A 25,856-nucleotide genomic window follows, 5' to 3' on the forward strand; every position below is an offset into this window, starting at 1 on the left:
TCCGCGAAAGCGGGGATCCAGTATTCCAGAGACATCGGTGCAATACGGAGAAGCCGCGGCGTACTGGGTCGCCCGGTCAAGCCGGGCGACGACACTGACTATGCCGTGAGGCGCTCGCCATCACTGCCGGCGATCAGCAGCAGCATGATGCGTCCCACACGCTCACCCGCAATCGCCACCGGCAGATAGTGCTCCGTGCGGCCCTGGCCGTCGCTCTCGATCAGCACATCGCGCGTCGCCCCGACTTCCGCATGCAGTCGCCGCCGTAACGCTGCCTCTCCCGCCGCACGCAGCCGCTTCGCGCGCTGCTTGATCGCGGGCCCCGCGACCTGCGGCATCCGCGCGGCGGGTGTGCCGGGGCGGGGCGAATAGGGGAACACGTGCAGGAACGTCAGGCCGCATTCCTCGACCAGATCGAGCGAGCGCGAAAACATCTCTTCCGTCTCGGTCGGAAATCCCGCGATGATGTCTGCGCCGAAGGCGATGTCCGGGCGCAGGCGGCGGACCTGATCGCAGAACGCGATCGCGTCCTGCCGCGAATGCCGCCGCTTCATGCGCTTCAGGATCATGTCGTCGCCGGATTGCAGCGACAGATGCAGATGCGGCATCAGACGCGCATCGTCTGCGATGGCGTCGAGCAGATCGGCATCCGCCTCGATCGAATCGATCGAGGAGATGCGCAGACGCTTCAGCTCCGGCACATGCCGCAGGATCTGCTTGGTCAGCATGCCGAGCTTCGGTGTGCCCGGCAGGTCGGCGCCGTAGCTGGTGAGGTCGACGCCGGTCAGCACGATCTCGGCGTGGCCGCGTTCAACCAGCGCCCGCACCTGATCGACCACCGCGCCCATCGGCACCGAGCGCGAATTGCCGCGACCATAGGGAATGATGCAGAAGGTGCAGCGATGGTCGCAGCCGTTCTGCACCTGCACGAACACGCGCGGCAGGCCGGCCGCAAATCCGTCGATCAGATGCGGCGCCATCTCCCTGACAGCCATGATGTCGCTGACGGCGATCTTCTCGCTGGCGCCGAGATCGAAGGCATCGCGCGCCTCGCGCCATGCGCTGCCACGCATCTTGTCGTCATTGCCGACGACGCGATCGACCTCGGCCATCCCGGCGAACATGCCGCTCTGCGTCTGCGCGGCGCAGCCGGTGACGACGATGCGCGCACCGGGCCGCCCGCGCTTCAATTTGCGGATCGACTGGCGCGCCTGCGCCACCGCCTCGTTGGTGACGGCGCAGCTGTTGATGACGATGGTATCCTCGAGCCCCGCGCCTTCGGCCTCGCGGCGGATTACCTCGGCCTCGAAGGCGTTGAGGCGGCAGCCGAAGGTGACGATGTCGACGGGCATCAGCCGACCGGCGCGAACAGCGCCGGATCGAAGGTGCCTTCGTATTCGAAGGTCGCCGTGCCCGTCATCAGCACGTGGTCGTCGCGCTCGCGCCATTCGATGCCGAGCTTGCCGCCGGGAAGCGTCATCTCGACCTTGCGCTCGGTGCGCTTCAGCCGCGCCGCCGCAACGGCGGTCGCGCAGGCCGCCGAACCGCAGGCCCTGGTCAGGCCGGCACCGCGCTCCCAGGTGCGCATCGTGATGTGCTCGCGATCGACGATCCGGGCGAGCGTAATGTTGGCACGCTCGGGGAAGATCGGGTGATTTTCCAGCAGCGGACCGAAGCGCTCGAGATCGTAGGCGTTGACGTCCTCGACCCAGAAGATCGCATGCGGATTGCCCATGCTCACCACCGAGGGCGAATGCAGGATCGGATTGTCGATCGGCCCGATCTGCAGTTCGATGTAGCGGGTGTCGCGAAACTCTTCCGCCAGCGGAATGTCCTGCCAGCCGAACTTCGGCACGCCCATGTCGACGGTGTAGAGATCCGGCGCCGGACCCTGCCAGGCATTGAGCAGACCCGCCGCCGTCTCGAACGTCGCACTGGTCTGGCCATTCGTCTCGAAGATGCGGCGCACGACACAGCGCATGCCGTTGCCACAGGCGCCGGCCTCGGAGCCGTCATTGTTGTAGATGCGGATGAAGGCTTCGGTGCCGTCCAGCCGCGGCTTCTGCAGCACCATGAGCTGGTCGTAAGGCACGCCGCCTTGTGCGGAGGCCACCGCGCGGGCGTCGTCCGGCGTCACTGGTGAGGCGGAATCGCGCATGTCGACGACAACGATCTCGTTGCCGATGCCGTTCATCTTGGCAAATGCGTGGTTGGCCAGCGCGCTCATGAAAATTCCTGAATTTCGCCCGCCTTATATGGCGATACTTGGCGGCTTGGCCAGTGATTTGGAATCCGCAGCCAAGGTGGAAGGCCATGACGCATCTGTCATGGGACGAATTCGGCGCTCGCGTGTTAGAACGGCGCGGTTCGCGCGAGCCGGGATGCGCGACCGGGTGAAGGCCTTGGTGGACAAGGTCTGGGGAGAATAAAATGAATACTTTTCGTCGTCTTGCTCTGGCCGCGCTGATCCCGGCAGCGGCCCTGTCGTTTGGGCTATCAGGGGTTCTGGCACAGAGCCCGAGCCCGGCGCCGGCCGCCTCGGCTAGCCCCTCCCAGACAAGCCCAGCGCCGGCCCCGTCGGCTTCGCCTTCCCCGGCCACGAGCGCTTCACCTGCACCCGCGGCGACCCCGTCGCCAGCGGCCAGCGCCTCGCCGGCTCCGGCGGCCTCGCCATCGCCCGCAGCAAGTGCCTCACCCAGCCCGACGGCGCCCCCGCCTGCCGTGGCCGCCACCCCCGCCCCGGTGCAGACCGCCGATCCCTTTGGCATCGAGACCACGCTCGAGCCCAGGAAGGTCGTGATGGTCAAGGGCACCGCCAATTGGGACTCGGCCTTCGACACCCTGGTCGACGCCTTCAAGGCGCTGAACACGCTGCTGGACAAGCAGGGCATCAAGCACGCCGGCAATTCAATGATCGTCTACACCTCGACCGACGACACCGGCTTTACATTCCTTGCCGAGATCCCGGTCGATCAGGACCCCAAGAACCTGCCCAAGGATATGAGCATCGGCAAATCGCCGGAGGGCAAGGCACTGAAATTCGTCCATCGCGGCTCCTACGACAACATGGACAACACCTATGAGGCGATCACCAATCACCTCGACGACAAGCGACTGGAAGCCAAGGACACCTTTATCGAGGAGTACCTCACCGATCCCCTGAAGACGGCCGAGGACAAGCTCGTGATCAACGTATTCGTGCCGCTGAAGTGAGAATGATGAAGAAGCCTGCCTTACTCGCCACCGCTTTCACCGCCATCCTGCTGGCAACGCCCGCACGCGCCGACGATTTTCCAGCCGCCATTACGGTGAGCGGCGAGGCCACCGTCTCCGTGGCGCCCGACCTCGCGCAGATCGATGCGGGTGTCGCCAACGACGCCAGGACGGCGAAGGAAGCGTCCGACGCCAATAATGCCGCGATGGGCAAGGTGCTGCTGGCACTGAAGGGCGCCGGCATCGCCGAGAAGGACTACCAGACCTCGCGCCTGTCGCTGCAGCCGCAATACGGCCAGAACAAATCCACCGGCGCCTCGCCCGTAACAGGCTTCCGCGCCTCCAACCGCGTCACCGTCAAAATTCGCGACGTGACCAAGGTCGCCGGCATCATCGACGCGCTGGTCGGTGCCGGCGCCAACGACATCGGCAACATCTCCTTCGAGGTGACGCAGGCCTCGAAGCTGCTCGATGGCGCGCGTGAGCAGGCGGTCGCCGATGCGCGCCGCAAGGCCGAGATCTACGCCAGGGCCACCGGCGTGACGCTGGGGGCACCGCTGAGCGTCTCCGAGGGCGGCGCTCCGATGCCGTTGTTCAAGGGCCGCATGGCCGCCGCGCCGATGGCCGCGCCCGCAGCCGTTGCGCCGGGCGAGGAAACGCTGTCCGTGACGGTGAATGTGAGCTGGGCGATCAAGGCGAAAGAGCAATAAGCCGCAAGAGGCACGCTGCCTGCTGCAAATTCCACTGTCGTCCCGCGAATGCGGGGACCCATAACCACAGGGAGCGGTTGTGGCGCGAAGCAGGTCACTCCGAGTCCTCGCCAAACGTCTTCCTGTGGCTATGGATCCCGGATCTGCGCTTCGCTTGTCCGGGATGACAGCGGTGGACGACGCTGGATCTCTGCTAAATCTCCACCACTTGTCCGGGCTTCATCGCCACGAACCGCTCCTGCGGAATCTTCGCGGCATCGAGCGCATCCACCAGCGCCTTGGCCGGCGCATCGATCGCCTCGTCCGTCAGCTGGAACGTACCATGATGATGCCCGAGCGCTTGTTGCGCGCCGCAATCCAATAGCGCCTTCACCGCATCTTCCGGATTCATGTGCTGGTCGCGCATGAACCAGCGTGGCTCGTAGGCACCGATCGGGAGGATGGCCAGGCGCAGATCCCCATGCTTCTCCGCGACGCGACGAAAATGCGTGCCGTCGCCATAGCCGGAATCGCAGACCACGTAGATTTTCCCCGCAGGCGTCTCCAGCACAAAACTCGCCCACAGCGCCTTGTTGCGGTCGAACATGCCGCGCGCCGTCCAGTGCCGGGTCGCGACAAGATGCACGGCAATGCCGTTGCCGAGTTCGACGCGATCATGCCAGTCGAAGGCCTCCACCTTGATCGAAGAGTCGGTGCTGCGCATCGTCACATCGTTGCCGAGCGGCGTCACCACGCGCGGGGCAAAATTCTTGGCGAGCCGCGACAGCGTCGCGATGTCGAGATGGTCGTAATGGCCGTGCGAAACCAGCACGACGTCGATCTTCGGCAGCGCGTCGAAAGCGATGCCGGGATCGTTGTGCCGCTTCGGCCCGGCGAAGCTGACGGGGGACACCCGCTCGGACCAGACGGGATCGACCAGGATATTGAGGCCGCCGGCCTGGATCAGCCAACTGGCGTGGCCGACAAATGAGAGGCGGACCTTGTCGCCCTCGACGCGGGCCGGCGGGGTATCGGCATGGGGGCTCGGAGCCCACTCCGGCCAGGTCTCGCGCTTCCGTCCGCCGCCGAACTGCCAGCGCAGCACCTCGCCAAGCGATTTCGGCGGCACGCCGTCCGGATCGAAGAAGTTCAAGCCATCGAAATGGTCGGAGACGGGGCCATCATAGGGTTTCATGCGGGAGATCCAGAGAGGGCACGCCGACCATCGCGCCGGCCCCGGCTAGCAGTCCAAAAATACGGCGGCGGGTGATTGGCACGGAGTGGCTTCAGGGATGGTCGGAGCGGTAAGGCATCACCGGCTATATGGGCGGGGCTGGAGGAAAAGGAACCCGTGGCGGGAAGGTTTGCATTTTCAATGCCTTGCTCTCCCAATCGCACTCCGCCACCCTAACTTTCCTTGACTTTTGGGCGGGAGCGGCGTTTAACCCCGCCACTTTCTCGGAAAGGCTTTCTTTTCGACACGCCGACTGGCTCTCGAGGCCAGAGGCCAACGCCCGACAGCGCGATGCGCCCTCGGGCGCAAAGGTGTTTGGAAGATCGTCTTTCTGACGAGCAGGACAAGGGACAATTGCATTGTTCGACAATCTGTCGGAACGGCTTGGTGGCATTCTCGATCGTCTGACGGGGCGCGGTGCGCTGACCGAAAAGGACGTCGATGCCGCGATGCGCGAGGTGCGCCGCGCGCTGCTGGAAGCCGACGTCGCGCTCGAAGTGGTCCGCAGCTTCACGGAACGCGTTCGCGAACAGGCGATCGGCGCCACCGTCGTCAAGTCGGTCACACCTGGCCAGATGGTGGTCAAGATCGTCCACGACGAGCTGATCAACACGCTCGGCGCGGAAAGCCAGACCATCGACATCAATTCCGTGCCGCCGGTGCCGATCATGATGGTCGGCCTGCAGGGTTCGGGTAAAACCACCACCACCGCGAAGCTCGCCCGCCGCCTGGTCCAGCGCGACAAGCGCAAGGTGCTGATGGCATCGCTCGACATCTATCGCCCGGCGGCGATGGAGCAATTGGCCGTGCTCGGCCGCGATCTCGACATTCCGACGCTGCCTATCGTTGCCGGCCAGCAGCCGGCGCAGATCGCCAAGCGCGCGCTGGAGGCCGGCAAGCTCGGCGGCTACGACGTCGTGCTGCTCGACACCGCCGGCCGCACCACGCTCGACGAAGACATGATGGCGGAGGCGGCCGCGATCAAAGCCGCCGCCAACCCGCATGAAGTGCTGCTGGTCGCCGACAGCCTGACCGGCCAGGACGCCGTGAACCTTGCGCGCGCCTTCGACGAGCGCGTCGGCCTCACCGGCATCGTGCTGACACGAGTCGACGGCGACGGCCGCGGCGGCGCCGCGCTGTCGATGCGCGCCGTCACCGGCAAGCCGATCAAGCTGATCGGCACCGGCGAAAAGACCGACGCGCTGGAAGATTTCCACCCCGATCGTATCGCCGGCCGCATCCTCGGCATGGGCGACGTGGTGTCGCTGGTCGAACGGGCCGCCGCCAATATCGACGCCGAAAAGGCCGCGCGCACCGCCGAGCGCATGCGCAAGGGTCAGTTCGACCTCAACGACATGCGCGAGCAGCTCACGCAGATGGCGAACATGGGCGGCATCAGCGGCCTGATGGGCATGATGCCCGGCATCGCCAAGATGAAGAACCAGATCGCGGCCGCCGGCATCGACGACAAGATTTTGAAGCGCCAGGTCGCGGTGATCGATTCCATGACGCGCGACGAGCGGCGTCATCCCGATTTGCTCAAGGCCAGCCGCAAGAAGCGCATCGCCGCGGGCTCTGGCCAGAGCGTCGAGCAGGTCAACAAGCTGCTCAAGATGCACCGGAACATGGCCGACGTGATGAAGGCGATGGGCTCGGGCAAGCGCGGCCCGCTCGCCGGGATCGCGCAGGCGATGGGCTTTGGCGGCGGCATGAAGATGCCTTCGCCGGAAGAGATGAAGGCCATGCAGGACAAGATGCAGGGCGGCGGCGGACAGGGTCTGCCCAGCCTGCCGAAGGATCTGCCGCCCGGTCTTCGCTCGGGCCTGCCGAATTTGCCGGGGCTTACGGGCCTCAGCGGCAAGCCGACCCTGCCGGGGCTCGGCGGTTTTCCCGGATCGGGGAAGAAAAAATGAAGGCTCTCTCGTCCGTCATTGCGAGCGAAGCGAAGCAATCCAGAGATGCTTCCGCAGAAGCAGTCTGGATTGCTTCGTCGCTTCGCTCCTCGCAATGACGAATCAAATCAACCTTTGAATTGACAACACCTCAGGAGAACTGAATGTCCGTCGTTATCCGCCTCGCCCGTGCCGGCACCAAGAAGCGTCCCGTCTATCACGTCGTCGTCGCCGATTCGCGGTTTCCCCGCGATGGCCGCTTCATCGAGCGTCTCGGCTATTTCAACCCGCTGCTGCCGAAGGACAACGAGACCCGCCTGAAGCTCGACATGGACAAGGTGAAGGCCTGGCTCGCCAAGGGCGCGCAGCCGTCGGACCGCGTGTCGCGTTTCCTCGACGCCGCCGGCGTCAAGAAGCGCGAAGCGCGCAACAACCCGGAAAAGGCCGTGCCGCGCAAGGAGCGCAAGGCGCAGGCCGAAGCCGCCGCGAAGGGTTAAGGCCAGACCATGTCGGCGCTGGTCTGCGTCGCGCGGATCGGCGCCGCGCATGGTGTGCGCGGCGCGGTCAAGCTGTGGACCTTCACCGAAGATCCCTTTGCCGTGAAGCGCTATGGTCCGCTGCTGTCCAAGGACGGCAAGCGCCAGTTCGAGGTAGCAACGGCGCGCGAAGCGAAAGACCATCTGGTCGCGACGTTCAAGGGTGTCGCGACCCGCGATGAGGCCGAACGGCTCAACGGCATCGAGCTTTACGTCGTACGCGACAAGCTGCCTGCGACCGACGCGGACGAATATTACCACACCGATCTGATCGGGCTCGCCGCCTTCTCCACGGACGGCGATGCGCTCGGCCGCGTGCTTGCGATCCATAATTTCGGCGCCGGCGACATCATCGAGATCGCCCCGCCGAAAGGCGCGACGATGCTGCTGCCGTTCACCAACGCGGTGGTGCCCGAGGTCGATCTCGCTGGCGGCCGCGTGGTGATCGCGCTGCCGGAGGAGATCGAGGGGAGGACGAAGGTGCCTCTCCGGGTCGTCCCCGCGAAAGCGGGGACCCATAACCACGACACGTGGTTTTTGGCTAAGCTGATAGCTCCAGCCATCGCAAAACGAAATGCGGTGGTTATGGACCCCGGATCTGCGCTCCGCTTCGCTGCGCTTGTCCGGGACGACAACAACCGAGATCCAATGATCGATCCCTCACCCTGGCGCGCGACGGTGCTGACGCTGTTTCCGGAGATGTTTCCGGGACCGCTCGGCGTGAGCCTGGCCGGCCGGGCGCTGGCCTCCGGGCTGTGGGAGATCGAGGCCCGGGACATCCGGGCCTCGGCCACCGATCGCCACCGCAGCGTCGACGACACCCCCGCAGGCGGCGGGCCGGGCATGGTGCTGCGGGCGGACGTTCTGGCCGCAGCGATCGATGCCGCGGAGATCGGCCCTCAGCGGCCCCGGCTCCTGATGAGCCCGCGGGGTCGGCCATTGACCCAGGCCCGCGTCACGGAGCTCGCGAAGGGCCCCGGCCCCCTGATCGTCTGCGGGCGGTTCGAGGGGGTGGACCAGCGGGTGATCGACGGGCGGGGCCTGGAGGAGGTCTCGATCGGCGATTACGTGCTCTCGGGGGCGAAATCGCCGCCCTGGCGCTGATCGACGCCTGCGTCCGGCTGCTGCCGGGCGTGATGGGCAAGGAAGCCTCGGGCGCCGAGGAGAGCTTTTCGGACGGCCTGCTCGAATACCCCCAATACACCCGCCCGCAGCTGTTCGAGGGGGCTCCGATCCCGGAGATCCTGACCTCCGGCGACCACGCCAGGGTCGCGGCCTGGCGGCGGGCGCAATCCGAGGCGCTGACAGCGGCCCGGCGGCCCGATCTGTGGGCCCAAATCCCGAACAAGGCCCCGAATCGGGCCGGCCGCCAAAAACGCCAAAAGACAAGACAGACGGGTGACAAACGCTCCGGCTTGCCTTATAGGAGCGGCCACATCCGCAATGGCTGGATAAACGAATTTCGCGCAGCCCCCGTTTCCAAGGCTGGGCGCGCCGATGGAGATTTACCCATGAACCTGATCCAACAGCTCGAAAAAGAGCAATTCGACAAGCTCTCCGCCAACAAGGAGATTCCCGAGTTCGGCCCCGGCGACACCGTGATCGTCAACGTGAAGGTGGTCGAAGGCGACCGTAGCCGCGTGCAGGCCTATGAAGGTGTCTGCATCGGCCGTTCCGGCGGTGGCCTCAACGAGAGCTTCACCGTCCGCAAGATCTCCTATGGCGAGGGCGTGGAGCGCGTGTTCCCGGTGATGTCGCCGATGATCGACTCGATCAAGGTGGTGCGCCGCGGCAAGGTGCGTCGCGCCAAGCTCTATTACCTGCGCCAGCTGCGCGGCAAGTCGGCTCGTATCGTCGAGAAGACCGAGCACGCCAAGGCCGTCAACGAGTAAGCTCTGCTTACAGTCGAGTTCTGGAAAGCGCGGGGCAAAACCCCGCGCTTTTTTGTTGCGTCAGCCGTGCGCGTCAAAGCCCTCGCGATTCCGGTTCGGCCTGCTATATATTCGTAGAATGTTTCCAGATCGGACCAGCATGGAGCCCGTCAAGCGCGTCGTCATCGACGATCGCTCGCGGCTGCCTGGCCGGTTCTTCGGGCGCTTCGCGACTTCGGCAACGTCAGAGCTTAGTCCCGCAGCTTAAAGGCTGCGCTGAGACGATTTTGTTGCCCCGCGCGTGACCCGCGCTCTTCGCTCACACACATTGTTCGGAGCTCAAGCTCATGTCCAAGCCGACCACCCTGTACGACAAGATCTGGAACGACCATCTGGTGCACGAAGCCGACGACGGCACCTGCCTGCTCTATATCGACCGCCATCTGGTGCACGAGGTGACCTCGCCGCAGGCGTTCGAAGGACTGCGCATGACCGGCCGCAAGGTGCACGCGCCCGAGAAGACGCTCGCCGTCGTCGACCACAACGTGCCGACCACCGACCGCACCAAGCCGAATCCCGATCCTGAAAGCATCGAGCAGATCAAGGCGCTCGCCGACAACGCCAGGGAATTCGGTATCGAATATTACAACGAGTTCGACAAGCGCCAGGGCGTCGTCCACGTCATCGGCCCCGAGCAGGGTTTTACGCTGCCCGGCACCACCATCGTCTGCGGTGACAGCCACACCTCGACGCATGGCGCGTTCGGCGCGCTCGCGCACGGCATCGGCACGTCCGAGGTCGAGCACGTGCTGGCGACGCAGACGCTGATCCAGAAGAAGGCGAAGAACATGCGCGTCACCGTCGACGGCAAATTGCCGGACGGCGTGACGGGCAAGGACATCATCCTGGCCATCATCGGCGAGATCGGCACCGCCGGCGGCACCGGCTACGTGCTCGAATACGCCGGCGACGCGATCCAGGCGCTGTCGATGGAAGGCCGCATGACGGTCTGCAACATGTCGATCGAAGGCGGCGCGCGCGCCGGCCTGGTCGCGCCGGACCAGAAGGCGTTCGACTTCCTGCGCGGCCGCCCGAAGGCGCCGAAGGGTGCGGACTGGGATGCAGCGATGCGCTACTGGGAGAAACTGCGCTCCGACGAGGGCGCGCATTTCGACCACGAGCTGCGCCTCGATGCGGCCAAGCTGCCGCCGATCGTGACCTGGGGCACCTCGCCTGAGGACGTCATCTCGGTGACCGGCTTCGTTCCGGATCCCGACAAGATCGCGGACGAAGCCAAGCGTCTGTCGAAGCATCGCGCACTGAAATATATGGGCCTGACCGCCGGCACGAAGATCACCGACATCAAGGTCGATCGCATCTTCATCGGCTCCTGCACCAATGGCCGCATCGAGGATCTGCGCGCAGCGGCGAAGATTGCCGAAGGCAAGACCGTTTCAGGGCATGTCAACGCCATGGTCGTGCCGGGCTCCGGCCTCGTGAAGGAGCAGGCCGAGGCCGAAGGTCTGGACAAGATCTTCATCAAGGCCGGCTTCGAATGGCGAGAGCCCGGTTGCTCGATGTGCCTTGCGATGAACCCGGACAAGCTGGCGCCGGAAGAGCGCTGCGCCTCGACCTCGAATCGCAATTTCGAAGGCCGTCAGGGTTTCAAGGGCCGCACCCATCTGGTGTCGCCAGCGATGGCCGCGGCTGCGGCGATCGCGGGCCACTTCGTCGACGTCAGGGAGTGGCGCTGAGCCACTTCCTCCGAAGGCACTAACGCAAAAAGGGCGCCGTCGAGGCGCCCTTTTCATTTCGAACCGTGCTCACCAATAGCGGTACGGATGGTGCCAGCGATGCCAGCGGCAGACGCGGCGCGGGCCGTAGTAGGTCCAGATCACGCGGCAGCGGCGCGGATAGCTGTAATAGGGATAGTAGCCGCCGTAATAGCGCCGGTGGAAATGGCGATGGCCATAGTAGTGCGGCCGATAGACTCCGTAGCGGTGAAATCCGCCGTGGCGATGCATTCCGCCATAGCGATAGCCGCCACCATGAAAGGCGGGCGCAGCGCGAAAGCCGCCGCCGCGGAAGCCACCGAAATGCGACCCGCCGCCGTGGAAGCCACCACCATGGAAGCCACCGCCGCGGAAACCTCCGCCGCCGTGGAAGCCGCCGCCATGCCCGCCAGGCCCACCACCGCCGTGGCGCACCTGCGTGATCATGTCGTCGCCTGCGGCCTTCGCCGCCGGCAACGCCGTCGGATTGATCGGCGTCATCGCTTCTGCACGGCGCGCGGTTCCCGCCGACAGCAACAGCGTGGCCACGGCCGCAAGCCCGAGCAAGCGCATCGGGCTGGTCCCGAGACCTAAAACTCTCAGCATGGAATTCTCCCTGAATCTGAACAGCGGAACTGCGGCGCAGCGTCTCGGCTCGCGCCACCACTGTTCATTGCGGTCGCTCCCAACATGAAATTAGGGACAGCGACGTGAACGCCTCATGAATGAACGGCGCCTTCGCAACGCGCGCGACGTCACCACCACGGCCCGAAGCCGAACACGAACGGCGCGGGCACAGCGTAGGGATAGGGACGGTAGGAGACGGGCCGCGCGTAATAATGCGGATCAGGTCGCGGAGAGTACCGCACGGTGCCGGTCCGCACATGGTGGCGCCCATCGAACACAGCGCGCCCCGCGGCAGCATCCGGCAGCTTCGTCACTCTGTGCGCAGCGGACGCGTGAGGCAGGCCTGTGGCAAGCCCGACAGCAATGATCCATGCGATCCATCTCGTCATGACGACGACCTCCGCCTGCAACATGGGGCATCATCGGCGTACTGCGCGGGAACTGCGAGCGCTCAGCCGCGGCGCCAATAGCAACTCATCCGCGGCACGATCACCGTGCCGCTCGGCCGGTATTCCTGCACATAGGTGGCGTTGCACTCGCGGACCGCATCCGGCCCCGGGTTGTAACGCGGATAGACGCCGTCCGGGCTGTAATAGGGCGTGACGCGGAGCCGGGGCGGGCGCCGCTTGCGCGGCGGCGGAGCATCGGGCGAGGCCGCCTGGGCCAGCCGTATTTCAGGAGCGGCCGTCTGCGCCTGCGCGCCGGCTTGGCCGCCGACACAAAAAGTCGAAAACAACCCCATGCACAGTAGCGTCAGCGCTGTTCTCGCTCGCATTTCACCGCCCACCTGAAACGTCCCCATTCGAGGCTCCACGGTCCCCGTTTTGGCGGCGCCCGTCAACCTTGCCGCGGTTATAAAGCCGGATGCATCAACGGGGAACCCGCGCTAAGAGGAACGCATGTGGACTGACCTGAAAGCGCCCTCGCTGGCCGAGATGGAAGCGACCGCGCATGACATCTTCGATCGCCTGCCGGCGGAGTTTCGCGCCCTCTGCGAGGGCGTGATCCTCCGCGTCGACGACTTCCCCACCGAGGAAGTCATGGACGAGATGGCGTGCGAGAGCGAGTTCGACCTGCTCGGCCTGTTCCAGGGCGTCGGCCTGCCCCAGCAGAGTTTCGGCGACGTGGCGCGGCTGCCCAACATGGTCTGGCTCTACCGGCGGCCGATCCTGGATTACTGGGCCGAGCACGACGAGAGCCTCGGCCACATCGTCCGCCACGTCCTGATCCACGAGATCGGCCACCATTTCGGCCTCTCCGACGACGATATGGCGGCAATTGAGGCGCAGGCAGAGTAGGCGCCGACAAAGGTGGTGCGCTCCCTCCCCGCACGCGGGGGAGGGTTGAGGAGAGGGTGTCTCGACCACAATGATTCCCCGTGAGGGGAGAGCCCTCTCCCCGACCCTCTCCCGCAAGCGGGAGAGGGAGCCTACTTCCTTTTGGGCTGCGAGCAGACGAGACCTGCCGAATTCGGCCTAGGATTCGGCCCCCGATCGCGATAGATACCAGTTCCCCAGAACCACCCCGGGAAAGCCCAACCATGGACAAGTTCACCACGCTGGAAGGCGTCGCGGCGCCGCTGAAGATCATCAATGTCGACACCGACATGATCATTCCGAAGCAGTACCTCAAGACCATCAAGCGCACCGGCCTTGGCAAGGGGCTCTTCTCCGAGCAGCGCTACAAGGACGACGGCAGCGAGAATCCTGATTTCGTCCTCAACCAGCCCGCCTATCGCAATTCGAAGGTGCTGGTGGCCGGCGATAATTTCGGCTGCGGCTCGAGCCGCGAGCATGCGCCCTGGGCGCTGCTGGATTTCGGCATCCGCTGCGTGATCTCGACCTCGTTCGGCGACATCTTCTACAACAACTGCTTCAAGAACGGCATTCTGCCGATCCGCGTGTCGCAGGAAGACCTCGACAAGCTGTTCGACGACGCCGAGCGCGGCGCCAACGCGACGCTCACGATCGACCTGCCGAACCAGGAGATCCGCGGTCCCGACGGCGGCAAGGTCAAGTTCGAGATCGACCCGTTCCGCAAGCACTGCCTGATCAACGGCCTCGACGACATCGGTCTGACGATGGAGAAGAAGTCGTCCATCGACACCTACGAGGACAAGCTCAAGCGCGAACGCGCCTGGGCCTGATCGCAGGTTTTCGTTTGGAGTCCCGGCGCTACGCGTGCCGGGACTTTTTATTTGCCCTCGTTCTCCCTCTTTGTTTGAGCATGATCTTCGCGGAAAACCGCTGCACACTTTTCCGGATCATGCTCTAAGCTGTGCCTCATGCTGCCCGAGATCGCCACCTTCTGGCACGGCCCGATGGACGCACTGCGCCAGACCTGTCTGCGCTCGCAGCTGGCGGCAGGCCACAAGGTCACGGTGTACAGCTTCGATACCATTCCCGGCCTGCCCGCGGGCATCGAGAATGCGGATGCCGAGGCGATCCTGCCGCACGTCTTCTCCGAACGCTTGCGGCCGCCGCAGCCGGACGGCAGCTGGCGCGACTGGACCACGCTGCAGTTCAGCGATTTCTTCCGCATGAAGCTGATGGCGAAGGGCCTCGGCCTCTGGCTCGATGCGGACGTGCTGCTGCTGAAGCCCGTCGAGATCGATCCGGCAAAGCCTTACTTTGCCTGGGAGCGCCCCCGGCAGCTCGGCAATTCCGTGATCTATCTGCCGCCCGCGCACCGCATCGTTGCCGCCTTCGAGGAGCTGATGGCGCAGGAGGAGCTGACGCCGAACTGGCTGTCGGTGCGCCACCGCGTCACCTTCATGATGCGCCGCCTGCGCGGCGGCTCGAACCGGCTTGCGGATATTCGCGTTGCCATCTTCGGGCCGGCAGCGCTGACCGCGCTCGCGCGCCGCACCGGCGAGTTGGGATGCGCGCTGCCGAAGCAGTCGTTCTACGCCGTGCATGCCGAGCCAAAACTGTTCTTCGATCCCTCGAGTTATCTCGGCCTCGTCACCAATCCTGACATCATCGGCCTGCACATCTCCCCCAAGGGCCGTGGCGGCGAGAAGCCGATTCCGGGCAGCCTGTATGCGTGGGCGGCGGAGCGATTTGGTTAGTTGCCGCGGGGGAGGGTTGGGGAGAGGGTGTCTCCACAACGGGACAATCCCCCAGAGCAAAGAGCCCTCGCCCGGCGCGCGGGACGATGCTTCGCATCGCCCGGGACGCGCCGACCTCTCCCGCAAGCGGGAGAGGTGGAGCGGAGGCCGCGGCCGGATTATCGCTATTTGATCCAGCGCAACGCGCTCCTGCATCATTGTGCCTAATCTTGCTCCAGTTCCGCTGATCCAATGGAGCTCCTCATGAGCACAGCAAACAGGCCATATCCCCGCGTCCAGGACCTCATCGAGTCCTTTGCCGCGTGGCTGAAGCATCGCCGTGAGCTGAACGAGATGCGGCAGCTCGATCGCTCCGAGTTCGATCGGATCGCAGGCGATCTCAGGATCGCGCCTGACGATCTTGAGCAACTGGTCCGGCACGGCCGGCACGCCGCCGACGAGCTGCCGAAAATGCTGGAACAACTCGGCATCAGCGCGGAAGGACTGGGCCGCGTACAGCCGCTGCTGCTGCGCGACATGGAACGGGTCTGTTCGCTCTGTGCGCACAAGGCGCAGTGCGATCGCGACCTCGCCGACGGCACCGCCGCGGAGAACTACCACGGCTATTGCGCCAACGCATCGACGCTGGAATCGCTCGATCGCGCCGATCACGCTCACCACTGAGCGGCGGCAACGCCGACGCAGCTTGACTGAATCGCTGACCACCAAGCAAATCGCCCGCGCGAGGCGGGCGATCGGTTCGTAGTTTGAATTGGCGAACGAAAACTGGGGCTCAGTTGTGGCCGTAGAAAATCCGGTTGCAGCCGCTGGTGCCATCGGCCACGTACGCGCCGCGCATTTGGGGGCGCATCGCTTGCGCACGCTGGTTCACGCCGCGCACGCAGCTGACGTAGCCCGAATTGTTGGCCCAGCGAAAATCGGTGGTGTAAGCGTGCGAGCTGGAGGTGGAGCCGACCAGCGAGCCGAAGCCGATGATGGCAGCGAGGGCGAAAAGCGCGACGCGAGAGGTCATGGTTGTTATCCCGTTTTCTTGAGCTGCACCGTGCAGCGCGTGAATGGGACCATGCTGAATATCGCCGCGGATGAATGTGAATGACCTCACACAGAGCGGAGGCTAAACGCCCAACATCGATAACACCGCGCTTGCAAGATCGGCAGGCTGCTCCACCAGTTGGTCCGCACCGGCCGCTTCGAGTTCGTCGCGACTGCCATATCCCCAGAGCACGCCGAGGCCGCGCATCCTGACGGCGCGGGCGCCGACGATGTCGTGGCTGCGATCGCCGACCATGAGGCTGTGCGATGCGGCGATGCCGTGTTCAGACAGGATATGGGCGAGCAGCTCCGGCTTAAGATCGAGCTTGCCGCCCGGCACCGAGCCGTGGATTCCGTCGAAATGTATCGCCAGGCCCTGGTTCTCCAGAATCCGACGCGCAAAGACTTCGCGCTTCGAAGTCGCGAGGTAGATCCCCAATCCGGCACGACGCATCGTCTCGAGCGCGTCACCAATTCCAGGATAGGTCTCGCTTCCAAGCAGACCGGTTTCGCCGTAGTGCTGACGATAGGCGACGACGGCTTCGTCGACCCTGTCGTCGTCATAGGCCTGCAGCAACGTCCGCAAGATGTCTTCGAGTGGCGGCCCGATCGCTATGTCTGGCGCCTTGCCGGGATCATGCCCGAGCACACGCAAGGCGGCCGAGCAGCTCGCGACAATGCCCGCCTTCGAATCGACCAGCGTTCCGTCCAGATCCAGAAGGACGGAAGGGGCCAGGGACACTGTTCAGCTCTTCCCCATCGCGGCAATCGCATCCGCGATCTCGATCGTGCGCTTCGCCATGTCGGCGTGCAGGCGCTCCACCATCGCGCCGTCGAGCCGGATCGCTCCGCGCGAGACGTTTTCCGGCAGCTCGAACGCCGCGATGATTTTTCGCGCGCGCGCGATGTCCTCTTCGGGCGGCGTGAAGATCACGTTGCAGGCGTCGATCTGCGAGGGATGGATCAGCGTCTTGCCGTCGAAACCGAGGTCGCGGCCCTGCGCGCATTCGGTGGCGAAGCCGTCGGGATTGTTGATGTCGCTGTAAGGGCCGTCGAGGATTTCGAGGCCGGCCGCGCGCGTCGCCAGGATGCAGTGGGTGATCATCGGGATCATCGCGGCACGGCCGGGCAGCATCTTGATCCGGGTCTCGCGCGAGATGTCGTTCGGCCCGAACACGAAGCCTGCCAGGCGGCTCGATAAATCGCGTCCGGCCGCGGCCAACTCCTCGGCATGCAGCACCGCGCGCGCGGTCTCGATCATGGCCCAGACTTTCACCGTCGGCGCGGCGCCGAGTCCGGCGAGATCGCGGCCGATGGTCTGGAGATCCTCGATGCTTGAAACTTTTGGAACCAGGATGCCGTCCGGCGAGGCCTTGGCGGCCATCGCGACGTCCTCGGCCCACCATTGCGTATCGAGACCGTTGGTCCGGATCAGGATCTCGCGCCTGCCGAATCCCTTGGCCGCGATCGCGGCGGCGATTCCATCGCGCGCCACAGCCTTGGCGTCGGGCGCGACGGAATCCTCCAGATCGAGGATCAGGCCGTCGGCGGCCAGAATTCGCGCTTTTTCCAGCGCGCGCGGATTGGAGCCTGGCATGAACAGATGGCTGCGGCGCGGGCGGGTCATGCAAGCGTTCCTTCCGGTTTCCAGGTGGATTCTGACCGAAGCCGATAGCATCTGGCATGCCTGTTCGAAAGGCTTGTTCGCCCCTGCGGTCTATGGTTAGGCATAGGCCATGATCACATTCCCTGAGCATTTGCTGGAAGGCTACCAGGCCTTCGCCACCCAGCGGCTGCCGACCGAGCAGACCCGCTATCGCGAACTGTCGGTGAAGGGGCAGTTCCCGGAAGTGATGGTGATCGGCTGCTGCGACAGCCGCGTCTCGCCCGAGGTCATCTTCGACGTCGGCCCGGGCGAATTGTTCGTCGTTCGCAACATCGCCAATCTGGTGCCGGTGTATCAGCCCGACGGCAACGCGCACGGCGTCTCGGCCGCGCTGGAATATGCCGTGACGGTGCTGAAGGTGAAGCACATCGTCATCCTCGGCCACGCGCAATGCGGTGGCATCCGCGCCTTCGTCGACAAGATCGAGCCGCTCACGCCGGGCGACTTCATCGGCAAATGGATGCAGATGTTCATCAAGCCCGGCGAAGTGGTCGAGCAGCGCGAGCGAGAGACCATGGCGCAGTTCGTCGAGCGCATCGAGAAGGCCGCGGTGTTCCGCAGCCTGGAGAACCTGATGACCTTCCCGTTCGTGCAGAAGGCGGTCGAGAGCGGCCAGATGCAGACCCACGGCGCCTATTTCGGCGTCGCGGAGGGATCGCTGTTCGTGCTGGACAAGACGAGCAAGGAATTCAAGAGCGTGCGCGAGGGGGCGTGAATTCGTTACGCGTAGGGCGGATTAGCGAAGCGTAATCCGCCGCTGTTCGTATCAGCATAGACGGAAGAGGTGGATTACGCCTTCGGCTAATCCACCCTGCGGCGCCGGAGTTACGCCGCCTTCTTCTTCGCGCTGATCAGCTTGCGGTTGATCAGGACTTCCGCGATCTGGATCGCGTTGAGCGCGGCGCCCTTGCGCAGATTGTCGGACACGCACCACAGCACGAGGCCGTTCTCCACCGTCGCGTCCTCGCGGATACGGCTGATGTAGGTGGCGTCCTCGCCGGCGGCTTCATACGGCGTGGCGTAGCCGCCGGGCTCATGCTTGTCGATGACGAGGCAGCCGGGCGCCTTGCGCAGGATGTCACGCGCTTCATCCGCGCTGATCGGGTTCTCGAACTCGATGTTGACGGCCTCGGAGTGGCCGACGAACACCGGAACGCGCACGCAGGTCGCGGAGAGCTTGATCTTGGGATCAAGAATCTTCTTGGTCTCCGCCATCATCTTCCACTCTTCCTTGGTGTAGCCGTCCTCCATGAAGACGTCGATCTGGGGAATGACGTTGAAGGCGATGCGCTTGGGGAATTTATTGTTGACCAGCTCCTGGTTGGTGTAGACGGCCTTGGTCTGCGAGAACAATTCGTCCATCGCGTCCTTGCCGGCGCCCGACACGGATTGATAGGTCGAGACGACGACGCGCTTGATCGTCGCCTTGTCGTGCAAGGGCTTCAGCGCGACCACGAGCTGCGCGGTCGAGCAGTTCGGGTTGGCGATGATGTTCTTCGTCTTGAAGCCCGCCGTCGCATCCGCGTTCACCTCAGGCACGATCAGCGGCACGTCCGGATCCATGCGCCAGGCCGAGGAATTGTCGATCACGACCGTGCCGGCGGCGCCGATCTTCGGCGACCATTCCTTCGACACCGTGCCGCCTGCCGACATCAGGCAGATGTCGACGTCGGAGAAGTCGTAATGCTCGAGCGCCTTGCACTTCAGGGTGCGGTCGCCATAGGAGACCTCGACGCCGATGCTGCGGCGCGACGCCAGGGCCACGACCTCGTCCGCCGGAAATTTGCGCTCATCGAGAATGTTGAGCATTTCCCGTCCGACATTGCCGGTCGCGCCGACGACTGCGACTTTGTAACCCATCGTTCACTCTCCGATGAAAAAGCCCGTTCCTGAAGCTGATGCTTAAACAGGAAGAGCAGCGCTTCTATGCGAGAACCGGGCTCAAGACAACGTTGGACCCTGCCTTAGGGACGTGGATGCAATCGCCTGAGGCCGGCACGGCCGTTAGCCCCACCCAGATCCATCTGGCGCTTGCAGCCTTCGCCGACGAGGTCGTCGGAACGCTGGCGCGCCTGTTCGCCTATGTGGGGGCGCTCGCGCTGTTTGCCATCCTCGCGGTTGCGGCGCTCGGCCAGCTGCCCAGCCTGCGCGACGATGACCCCGCGGACAAGCCGGGGTGGAGTGTCGCCGCCCGTTCGCACCCGGCCTTCGCCCTCAGTCGTCCCGATTCATCCGAAAAAACAACCTCTTACCTCATTCTTCGGCATCCCGAAGGCGGCCGCAGGGATGTGATGCGCTGGGCGGGCGAGACCAACAGGCCCGTTGCCGAGCTCGAGATTTACCGGGAGGGCGGCGAATTTGACGTGACCCGTCCGGCGACAGCGGATCTGGCCGTCCGGATGGGACTGAGTCCGGCCACCCCGCTCGAGCAGGCCGGCCTGATCGACACCAAATTTGGCCCCGTCGCCCTGTTCCGGCCAACGGGTGCAGCGGAAGGGACCCAGGCTTGCCTCGGCTACCTCAAGCGCAGCGAGGAGCCGCCGCTCCAGATCTCCGGGTTCACCTGTCAGGGCGAGACCCTGCCTGCGCGACGCACGGCGATCGCCTGCACGCTGAACCGGCTGACGCTGCTGGCCTCCGGCAACGAGCCGAAGCTGGCGGAATTGTTCGCCCATGCCGAGCTCAGGCGCAGCGGTTGCGCGCCTGTGGGCTCGCCAGACTGGCTGCTGGGCGCCGCGAACGCGCAATTGCGCGGCGCGCTTTGATCCGCATCAAGCTCAAGTAGCTGGTATTCATGCAACTTTTGCCGGCGCGCACGATTATTCCGAGCTGGTGTGACCCAATTGACCTAGTTGCGGAGACCCCGGCCGGGCTAGTATGGGACGATATCGACTGGCGGCGTGCCGCCTGAAGGGGACGTGATGAGCTCGAATTTCTCTGCCGCGAACAAATTGGCGACCTGGCTTGCGGCGGGCGCCGCGATTGCCATGACCGCTTCTTTGGGCCTGGCGACATCGGCTTCGGCCGACACCAAGAAGCAGCGCAACGACAGCGGCCGGCACTATTACGGCCCGAGCGGTCCCAACGCGGTCTATCAGCAGGGCCGCACCCGCCTCTATGTGAGCAAGCGCTCATGGCTCGATGGCGGCACCGAGGTCAATCCGGGCGACCGCAAGTTCTCCGACTACGCCTTCCCGCCGGCCGTCGGCTATCCGTCCTTCGCGCGCGAAAACCTCAATCGCCCGATCGATCGCCAGCCGCTGAGCCCGCCGTCCGACGTCGGCGGCTATCCGCAGAATTTCCCGCTGTACTGAGCGCGGAGCTATAGACCGAATCAAAATGGCCGGGCTCACGCCCGGCCATTTTTGTTCGAGAGAGATGCGTCCGCCTTACGCGTTGGCTGCCGGATCATAGCGCCTGCAAAAGTCCTCGATCGCCTCGGAGCGGAAATCGGAGAGGCGCTCGAAGATGAGCTCGTCGGGCCAATCCCACCAGGCAATGCGGCGCAGGCTTTCCGCGACGGAATCGTCAAAGCGCTTGCGGATGGCGCGCGCGGGAACGCCACCGACGATCGTGTAGGGCGGCACATCGCGGCTGACGACAGCGCCCGCGGCGATCACCGCACCGTCGCCGACGGTGACGCCCGGCAGCAGGATCGCGGCGTGCCCGATCCAGACATCATTGCCGACGATCACCCGGTCGCCACGGCGATCCGCGAAGAAGTCGCGGTCACGGGTCGCGCTCGCATCATAATATTCAGGGCAATAGGTGAAGCGATGCTGGGACGGCCGGCCCATCGGATGGTTCGGCGCGCCGATCCGTACCGAATTCGCGATGGCCGTGAATTTTCCGATCACCGCATCGGCGACGTCGCAATTCTCACCGAGATACGAGTAATCGCCGAGCGCGGCATATTCGATGCGCGTGTTGCTCAGGATTTCGCAGCGGCGTCCGATCTGCGCTTCGCGCTGGCGGACCGTGTCATGGATGATGGTTTCCGCGATCTTGGGGCGGGGCGAGGCATCCATGAGGTGGCTCCTTACGGGTCGTGCCGTAGGGTGGGCAAAGGCGCAACGCGCCGTGCCCACCATCTTTATCCAATAGCCCGGAAGTGGTGGGCACGCTTCGCTTTGCCCACCCTACGAGAGCCGTGCAAGCCTTACGCGTGCAGCTTCTGCAATTCCTTCAGGATCGCTTCGCCCATCTGCGTGGTCGAGGCGGCCGTGGTGCCTTCCGACTTGATGTCGGCGGTACGAAGGCCACTGGCGAGCACGGCGGCGATCGCGGCATCCACCTTGTCGGCGAGCGCGCCCATGTCGAAGGAATAGCGCAGCGCCATGCCGAAGGACGAGATCATCGCGATCGGATTGGCGAGGCCCTGGCCGGCGATGTCGGGCGCCGAGCCGTGCACCGGCTCGTACAGCGCCTTGCGCTTCTTGCTCTTGACGTCGACCTCGCCCAGCGAGGCCGAGGGCAGCATGCCGAGCGATCCGGTCAGCATCGCCGCAATGTCGGACAGCATGTCGCCGAACAGATTGTCGGTGACGATGACGTCGAACTGCTTCGGCGCCTTCACCAGCATCATGCCGCCGGAATCTGCGAGCTGATGCTCGAGCGTGACATCGGGGTATTCGCGCTTGTGAACCGCCGTCATGACCTCGTTCCAGAGCACGCCCGACTTCATGACGTTGCGCTTCTCCATCGACGTCACCTTGTTCTTGCGCTTCCTGGCAAGCTCGAAGGCGACGCGGCCGATGCGCTCGATCTCATAGGTGTCGTAGACCTGGGTATCGATGGCGCGCTTCTGGCCGTTGCCGAGATCGGTGATGGTCTTGGGCTCGCCGAAATAGACGCCGCCGGTGAGCTCGCGCACGATCATGATGTCGAGACCCTCGACCGCCTCGCGCTTCAGGCTCGAGGCGTCCGCGAGCGCCGGATAGCACACGGCGGGACGGAGATTGGCAAACAAGGCGAGGTCCTTGCGCAGGCGCAGGAGGCCGGCTTCGGGACGCACCTCGTAAGGCACGGCATCCCATTTGGGACCGCCGACCGCGCCGAAGATGATAGCGTCGGCGGCAAGCGCCTTGGCCATGTCGCCCTCGGAGATCGACACCTTGTGCGCGTCATAGGCGGAGCCGCCGACGAGGCCGGTGTCGGTCTCGAGCTTGGCGATCCCGGCCGTATTGAGCCAGTCGATTAGCCGCTTCACCTCGCCCATCACCTCGGGGCCGATACCGTCGCCGGGGAGCAGAAGCAGTTTGTGGGTCGCCATTTTCCTTATTCCTCCGTTTCGACATGGCCGGGCTTGATCCGGCCATCCACGTCTTGGCTCAACAACTCAGAAGACGTGGATGCCCGCACAAGGCCGGGCATGACGGCGTCTCGTGATTTCGGGCGGAGTGCTAGAGCGGCGTTGCGCGCTTGGCAAGACACCATTGCCGCCTCGCGGCTGTGCAAGACGGGCAGGGCCTGCCACACTGCGCGTGCCGGAGTATCCCTTGCACGCCCAAGATTCTTCCACTCGAGACCGTCGCCCCCCGCCCGACGCCCATCCCGCGCGGATGATCCTGACCCTGTCGCTGGCCGCGACGGTCGGGCTCGGCATCGGCCGCTTTGCCTATGCGCTGGTGCTGCCCGACATGCGGGAGGACCTCGGCTGGTCCTACTCCGCGGCCGGTTTCATGAACACCATCAATGCCGTCGGCTACCTCGCGGGCGCGCTGGTCGCGTCCCGGCTGATCCGGCGGCTCGGCTGGTCTGTCGCCATCCGCGGCGGAACCCTGGTTTGCCTGGCCGCGCTCGCTACTTGCGCACTGACCGGAAATTTTGTCGCGCTCAGCCTGGCGCGGCTGGTGCTGGGCATCGGCGCCGCGGTCGCCTTCGTTGCCGGCGGCGCCCTGGCCGCGACCATCGCGCAATCCTATCCCGAGCGCGCCAATTTCCTGCTCAGCCTGTTCTATGCCGGTCCGGGCGTCGGCATTCTCTCCTCCGGGCTGATCGCACCGTTCACGCTGCAATGGTTCGGGCCGGGCTCGTGGTGGATCGTGTGGTGGGCGCTGACATTGCTGTCACTGGTGATGGCGGCGCCGCTGTTCATGATCCGCATCGAGAGCCAGGCGCGCTTCGCCGAAGCAAGCCGCGCCTCATTTTCGATTCTCCCGGTGCTGATCTATCTGGCCGGCTACTTCCTGTTTGGCGCAGGCTACATCGCCTACATGACCTTCATGATCGCCTATGTCCGCGACGGCGGCGGCGATGCGACGGCACAGGCCGCGTTCTGGGGCCTGATCGGCGTCAGCGCCTTCGTCACACCCTGGGTCTGGCGCGGCGTGCTGGCGCTCGACCGCGGCGGGCTCGCCACCGCCATCATCCTCGGCACCAACGCCATCGGCGCCGGCCTGCCGATGCTGGGACATTCGACCGCATGGCTGGCCGTCTCCGCGGTCGTCTTCGGCATCGGCTTCTTCGCCGTGGTCAACTCGACCACCGCCTTCGTCCGCTTCAACTATCCGCACGAGGTGTGGCCGACGGCGATCGCGGCAATGACGATCTCGTTCGGTATCGGCCAGACGCTGGGTCCGATCGTGGTCGGCGCGATCACCGATGCGCTCGGGAGCTTGAGCTACGCGTTGAACGTCTCGGCGGCGCTGCTGGCGCTCGGGGCCGTGCTGGCGTTGTGCCAGCGGAAGGTCGGGCCGGCGAAATCATCGGTGCTGTAGGGTGGGTTAGCCGTAGGCGTAACCCACCACTTCTGTCACGACGGAAATCAAAGAGGTGGATTACGCTTCGCTAATCCACCCTGCGGCAGCGGAGCTATTCGTCAGCTCCCGCTGAACGAATTGTAGCCCTGGTCTTCCCAATAGCCGCCCTTGTAGTCGTTGGTGACTTCCATCGACACCACGTATTTCGGGTTCTTGAAGCCGAGCTTGGTCGGCACGCGGATCTTCATCGGGAAACCATAGGCGCGCGGCAGGATCTCGTTCGCATATTTGAACGTCATCTGGGTCTGCGGATGCAGTGCGGTGCGCATGTCGAGCGGCGAATTATAGCCGTCCTTGTCGGCGCACTGGAACCAGACATATTTCGCGCGGGTGTCGGCGCCGATCAGCTTGAGGAAATCGCGCAGGGGCGTGCCGGTCCAGCTGCCGATCGCACTCCAGCCCTCGACGCAGATGTGGCGGGTGATCTGCGTCACCTGCGGCAGCTTGTAGAGTTCGTCCAGTGTCCAGGACTTCTTGTTGTCGACGAGGCCGCGCACCTCGAGTTTCCAATCCGCCGCCGAGACCTCCGGCGCGTCGTCGAGATCGTAATAGGCGTTGAACGGAAACGGCTTTGTGATGTCGCGCTCGGAAAATGTCGGCGCCAGCGCGTCGGGATTGAAGATGAAGGACTGCACCGCGTCGTTGAATTTCGAGATCTTCGCCAGCAGCGTCTCGGCCGAGGACGAATCGACCACATCGCAGCCGGTCAGCAGCGTCAGCGCGCCGAGGCTGGCGCCGCCGGCGATGAAGCGGCGACGGGTGAAATCGGGCATGGTCTTGATGGAGTCCTTGATCAGCAGCCGCTTGTCGACGCTGGGGATCAGGAATGAGCGCTTGGCCATGACGGTTCTCCTGCTCAACGGCCGATGATCATCGCGCGCAGGCTCTTCGGCACAAGCAGCGCAAGGATCACATGAATGACGAGGAAGGCGCAGATCGCGGCCATGCAGAAGAAGTGGACGTAGCGCGCGGTGGGATAATCGCCGAACAGCATGACGAGCCAATGCAGCTGAACCGGTTTCCACATCCCGAGGCCCGACAGCACGATCAGCACGCCGACCAGGATGATGCCGGCGTAGAGCGTGCGCTGCACGTAATTGTAGACGCTGAGATCGTCATGGCCGAGCTTGAAGGTCAGCGCCGCCCTGACGTCATGCAGCACGCCAGAGGGCGTGATCGGGAGCAGCTTCTTGCGGAAGCGGCCGGTGGCAAAGCCGGTGACGAGATAGGCCAGGCCGTTGATCATGAGCAGCCACATCGCGGCAAAATGCCAGAGCAGCCCGCCGCCGAGCCAGCCGCCCAGCGTGTACTCGCGCGGGAAGCTGAAGCCGAACAAGGGCGAGGCATTGTAGATCTGCCAGCCCGACAGGATCATCAGGACCATGGCGACGGCGTTGGTCCAGTGCATGACCCGGACCCAGACCGGCTGGATCACTTTGGCCGGTGTGGCGCTGACCTGTTCGTCGGTGACTGAGAGGCTCGACATGGCGGTT

The 25,856-nt window shown here is 64.7% G+C and carries 28 protein-coding genes and 2 pseudogenes; 16 read left to right on the top strand and 14 right to left on the bottom strand.

Annotated features, from left to right (window positions below; genetic code table 11):
* Positions 1–98: 98 nt before the first annotated feature.
* Positions 99–1,352, bottom strand: coding sequence for a tRNA (N(6)-L-threonylcarbamoyladenosine(37)-C(2))-methylthiotransferase MtaB (mtaB, locus tag ACQ86E_RS12915; protein ID WP_431205706.1), 1,254 nt, complete (start codon positions 1,350–1,352; stop codon positions 99–101).
* Positions 1,352–2,227, bottom strand: a complete 876-nt coding sequence (gene dapF, locus ACQ86E_RS12920) for a diaminopimelate epimerase (RefSeq protein WP_431205707.1) — start codon at positions 2,225–2,227, stop codon at positions 1,352–1,354. Before dapF ends, mtaB begins: the two co-directional genes overlap by 1 nt.
* A 203-nt stretch (positions 2,228–2,430) precedes the next feature.
* Here dapF and ACQ86E_RS12925 point away from each other — a divergent pair, with 203 nt between their 5' ends.
* On the top strand, positions 2,431–3,213 hold the full coding sequence (locus ACQ86E_RS12925) for a GyrI-like domain-containing protein (protein WP_431205708.1): 783 nt from the start codon (positions 2,431–2,433) through the stop codon (positions 3,211–3,213).
* A 5-nt stretch (positions 3,214–3,218) separates the two neighbouring features.
* Positions 3,219–3,923, top strand: coding sequence for an SIMPL domain-containing protein (locus tag ACQ86E_RS12930; RefSeq protein ID WP_431206462.1), 705 nt, complete (start codon positions 3,219–3,221; stop codon positions 3,921–3,923).
* 193 nt (positions 3,924–4,116) lie between these two features.
* Here ACQ86E_RS12930 and ACQ86E_RS12935 read toward each other — a convergent pair whose 3' ends face one another.
* Positions 4,117–5,097 (bottom strand): MBL fold metallo-hydrolase, encoded by a 981-nt coding sequence (locus ACQ86E_RS12935; protein WP_431205709.1) that lies wholly within the window; start codon positions 5,095–5,097, stop codon positions 4,117–4,119.
* Between the two features lie 398 nt (positions 5,098–5,495).
* Between ACQ86E_RS12935 and ffh the strand changes: the two genes are divergently transcribed.
* From ffh to leuC, 6 genes and pseudogenes are all read left to right on the top strand, one after another.
* Positions 5,496–7,049 carry a signal recognition particle protein gene (ffh, locus tag ACQ86E_RS12940; RefSeq protein ID WP_431205710.1) on the top strand — a complete coding sequence of 518 codons (1,554 nt, stop codon included), beginning with the start codon at positions 5,496–5,498 and terminating at the stop codon, positions 7,047–7,049.
* Positions 7,050–7,192: 143 nt separating this feature from the next.
* The gene (rpsP, locus tag ACQ86E_RS12945) at positions 7,193–7,525 is read left to right on the top strand and encodes a 30S ribosomal protein S16 (RefSeq protein ID WP_014438992.1); all 333 of its coding nucleotides are present in this window, start codon (positions 7,193–7,195) and stop codon (positions 7,523–7,525) included.
* Positions 7,526–7,534: 9 nt separating this feature from the next.
* Positions 7,535–8,085: pseudogene (rimM, locus tag ACQ86E_RS12950) on the top strand (ribosome maturation factor RimM).
* A gap of 127 nt (positions 8,086–8,212) precedes the next feature.
* Positions 8,213–8,966: pseudogene (gene trmD / locus ACQ86E_RS12955) on the top strand (tRNA (guanosine(37)-N1)-methyltransferase TrmD).
* A gap of 109 nt (positions 8,967–9,075) precedes the next feature.
* A complete protein-coding gene (gene rplS / locus ACQ86E_RS12960) occupies positions 9,076–9,456 on the top strand; it encodes a 50S ribosomal protein L19 (RefSeq protein WP_375311697.1) in 381 nt (126 codons plus the stop codon).
* Between the two features lie 326 nt (positions 9,457–9,782).
* The gene (leuC, locus tag ACQ86E_RS12965; protein ID WP_431205711.1) at positions 9,783–11,189 is read left to right on the top strand and encodes a 3-isopropylmalate dehydratase large subunit; all 1,407 of its coding nucleotides are present in this window, start codon (positions 9,783–9,785) and stop codon (positions 11,187–11,189) included.
* A gap of 69 nt (positions 11,190–11,258) precedes the next feature.
* Here leuC and ACQ86E_RS12970 read toward each other — a convergent pair whose 3' ends face one another.
* From ACQ86E_RS12970 to ACQ86E_RS12980, 3 genes are all read right to left on the bottom strand, one after another.
* Complete coding sequence (locus ACQ86E_RS12970) at positions 11,259–11,813, bottom strand: hypothetical protein (RefSeq protein ID WP_431205712.1); 555 nt, start codon at positions 11,811–11,813, stop codon at positions 11,259–11,261.
* A 149-nt stretch (positions 11,814–11,962) separates the two neighbouring features.
* On the bottom strand, positions 11,963–12,223 hold the full coding sequence (locus tag ACQ86E_RS12975; protein WP_431205713.1) for a hypothetical protein: 261 nt from the start codon (positions 12,221–12,223) through the stop codon (positions 11,963–11,965).
* A 62-nt stretch (positions 12,224–12,285) separates the two neighbouring features.
* A complete protein-coding gene (locus ACQ86E_RS12980; RefSeq protein WP_431205714.1) occupies positions 12,286–12,576 on the bottom strand; it encodes a hypothetical protein in 291 nt (96 codons plus the stop codon).
* A 157-nt stretch (positions 12,577–12,733) separates the two neighbouring features.
* On the opposite strand from ACQ86E_RS12980, the gene ACQ86E_RS12985 reads away from it, so the two are divergent.
* From ACQ86E_RS12985 to ACQ86E_RS13000, 4 genes are all read left to right on the top strand, one after another.
* The gene (locus ACQ86E_RS12985) at positions 12,734–13,132 is read left to right on the top strand and encodes a metallopeptidase family protein (RefSeq protein ID WP_431205715.1); all 399 of its coding nucleotides are present in this window, start codon (positions 12,734–12,736) and stop codon (positions 13,130–13,132) included.
* A 242-nt stretch (positions 13,133–13,374) separates the two neighbouring features.
* On the top strand, positions 13,375–13,980 hold the full coding sequence (gene leuD / locus ACQ86E_RS12990; protein ID WP_094972712.1) for a 3-isopropylmalate dehydratase small subunit: 606 nt from the start codon (positions 13,375–13,377) through the stop codon (positions 13,978–13,980).
* Positions 13,981–14,118: 138 nt separating this feature from the next.
* A complete protein-coding gene (locus ACQ86E_RS12995; protein WP_431205716.1) occupies positions 14,119–14,904 on the top strand; it encodes a hypothetical protein in 786 nt (261 codons plus the stop codon).
* Positions 14,905–15,147: 243 nt separating this feature from the next.
* A complete protein-coding gene (locus ACQ86E_RS13000; RefSeq protein ID WP_431205717.1) occupies positions 15,148–15,567 on the top strand; it encodes a hypothetical protein in 420 nt (139 codons plus the stop codon).
* A 109-nt stretch (positions 15,568–15,676) separates the two neighbouring features.
* Here the strand turns inward: ACQ86E_RS13000 and ACQ86E_RS13005 are convergent, their stop codons facing one another.
* The 3 genes from ACQ86E_RS13005 to ACQ86E_RS13015 all read right to left on the bottom strand — a co-directional run bounded on the left by ACQ86E_RS13005 (position 15,677) and on the right by ACQ86E_RS13015 (position 17,563).
* The gene (locus ACQ86E_RS13005; RefSeq protein WP_431205718.1) at positions 15,677–15,916 is read right to left on the bottom strand and encodes a hypothetical protein; all 240 of its coding nucleotides are present in this window, start codon (positions 15,914–15,916) and stop codon (positions 15,677–15,679) included.
* Positions 15,917–16,018: 102 nt separating this feature from the next.
* Positions 16,019–16,678, bottom strand: a complete 660-nt coding sequence (locus ACQ86E_RS13010) for an HAD hydrolase-like protein (RefSeq protein WP_431205719.1) — start codon at positions 16,676–16,678, stop codon at positions 16,019–16,021.
* Between the two features lie 3 nt (positions 16,679–16,681).
* Positions 16,682–17,563 carry an HpcH/HpaI aldolase/citrate lyase family protein gene (locus tag ACQ86E_RS13015; RefSeq protein WP_431205720.1) on the bottom strand — a complete coding sequence of 294 codons (882 nt, stop codon included), beginning with the start codon at positions 17,561–17,563 and terminating at the stop codon, positions 16,682–16,684.
* A gap of 109 nt (positions 17,564–17,672) precedes the next feature.
* Here ACQ86E_RS13015 and ACQ86E_RS13020 point away from each other — a divergent pair, with 109 nt between their 5' ends.
* Positions 17,673–18,317 carry a carbonic anhydrase gene (locus ACQ86E_RS13020; RefSeq protein WP_431205721.1) on the top strand — a complete coding sequence of 215 codons (645 nt, stop codon included), beginning with the start codon at positions 17,673–17,675 and terminating at the stop codon, positions 18,315–18,317.
* A gap of 110 nt (positions 18,318–18,427) precedes the next feature.
* Here the strand turns inward: ACQ86E_RS13020 and ACQ86E_RS13025 are convergent, their stop codons facing one another.
* Positions 18,428–19,462: an aspartate-semialdehyde dehydrogenase gene (locus ACQ86E_RS13025; protein ID WP_431205722.1), complete on the bottom strand. Its 1,035-nt coding sequence runs from the start codon at positions 19,460–19,462 to the stop codon at positions 18,428–18,430.
* A gap of 116 nt (positions 19,463–19,578) precedes the next feature.
* On the opposite strand from ACQ86E_RS13025, the gene ACQ86E_RS13030 reads away from it, so the two are divergent.
* Together ACQ86E_RS13030 and ACQ86E_RS13035 are read left to right on the top strand one after the other, a co-directional pair.
* Positions 19,579–20,367, top strand: a complete 789-nt coding sequence (locus ACQ86E_RS13030) for a hypothetical protein (protein WP_431206463.1) — start codon at positions 19,579–19,581, stop codon at positions 20,365–20,367.
* Between the two features lie 156 nt (positions 20,368–20,523).
* Positions 20,524–20,916, top strand: coding sequence for a hypothetical protein (locus tag ACQ86E_RS13035; protein ID WP_431205723.1), 393 nt, complete (start codon positions 20,524–20,526; stop codon positions 20,914–20,916).
* 75 nt (positions 20,917–20,991) lie between these two features.
* Here the strand turns inward: ACQ86E_RS13035 and ACQ86E_RS13040 are convergent, their stop codons facing one another.
* Positions 20,992–21,630, bottom strand: coding sequence for a DapH/DapD/GlmU-related protein (locus ACQ86E_RS13040; RefSeq protein ID WP_431205724.1), 639 nt, complete (start codon positions 21,628–21,630; stop codon positions 20,992–20,994).
* 131 nt (positions 21,631–21,761) lie between these two features.
* A complete protein-coding gene (gene leuB / locus ACQ86E_RS13045; RefSeq protein ID WP_431205725.1) occupies positions 21,762–22,874 on the bottom strand; it encodes a 3-isopropylmalate dehydrogenase in 1,113 nt (370 codons plus the stop codon).
* A gap of 289 nt (positions 22,875–23,163) precedes the next feature.
* Here leuB and ACQ86E_RS13050 point away from each other — a divergent pair, with 289 nt between their 5' ends.
* Positions 23,164–24,321, top strand: coding sequence for a YbfB/YjiJ family MFS transporter (locus ACQ86E_RS13050; RefSeq protein WP_431205726.1), 1,158 nt, complete (start codon positions 23,164–23,166; stop codon positions 24,319–24,321).
* Between the two features lie 101 nt (positions 24,322–24,422).
* Here the strand turns inward: ACQ86E_RS13050 and ACQ86E_RS13055 are convergent, their stop codons facing one another.
* Both ACQ86E_RS13055 and ACQ86E_RS13060 read right to left on the bottom strand, forming a co-directional pair.
* The gene (locus tag ACQ86E_RS13055) at positions 24,423–25,205 is read right to left on the bottom strand and encodes a molybdopterin-binding protein (protein WP_431205727.1); all 783 of its coding nucleotides are present in this window, start codon (positions 25,203–25,205) and stop codon (positions 24,423–24,425) included.
* Positions 25,206–25,219: 14 nt separating this feature from the next.
* Positions 25,220–25,849 (bottom strand): cytochrome b/b6 domain-containing protein, encoded by a 630-nt coding sequence (locus ACQ86E_RS13060; protein WP_431205728.1) that lies wholly within the window; start codon positions 25,847–25,849, stop codon positions 25,220–25,222.
* Positions 25,850–25,856: the final 7 nt, after the last annotated feature.

The organism is Bradyrhizobium betae, assembly GCF_050632175.1.
In the GTDB taxonomy this organism is placed as follows: Bacteria; Pseudomonadota; Alphaproteobacteria; order Rhizobiales; family Xanthobacteraceae; genus Bradyrhizobium; species Bradyrhizobium betae_B.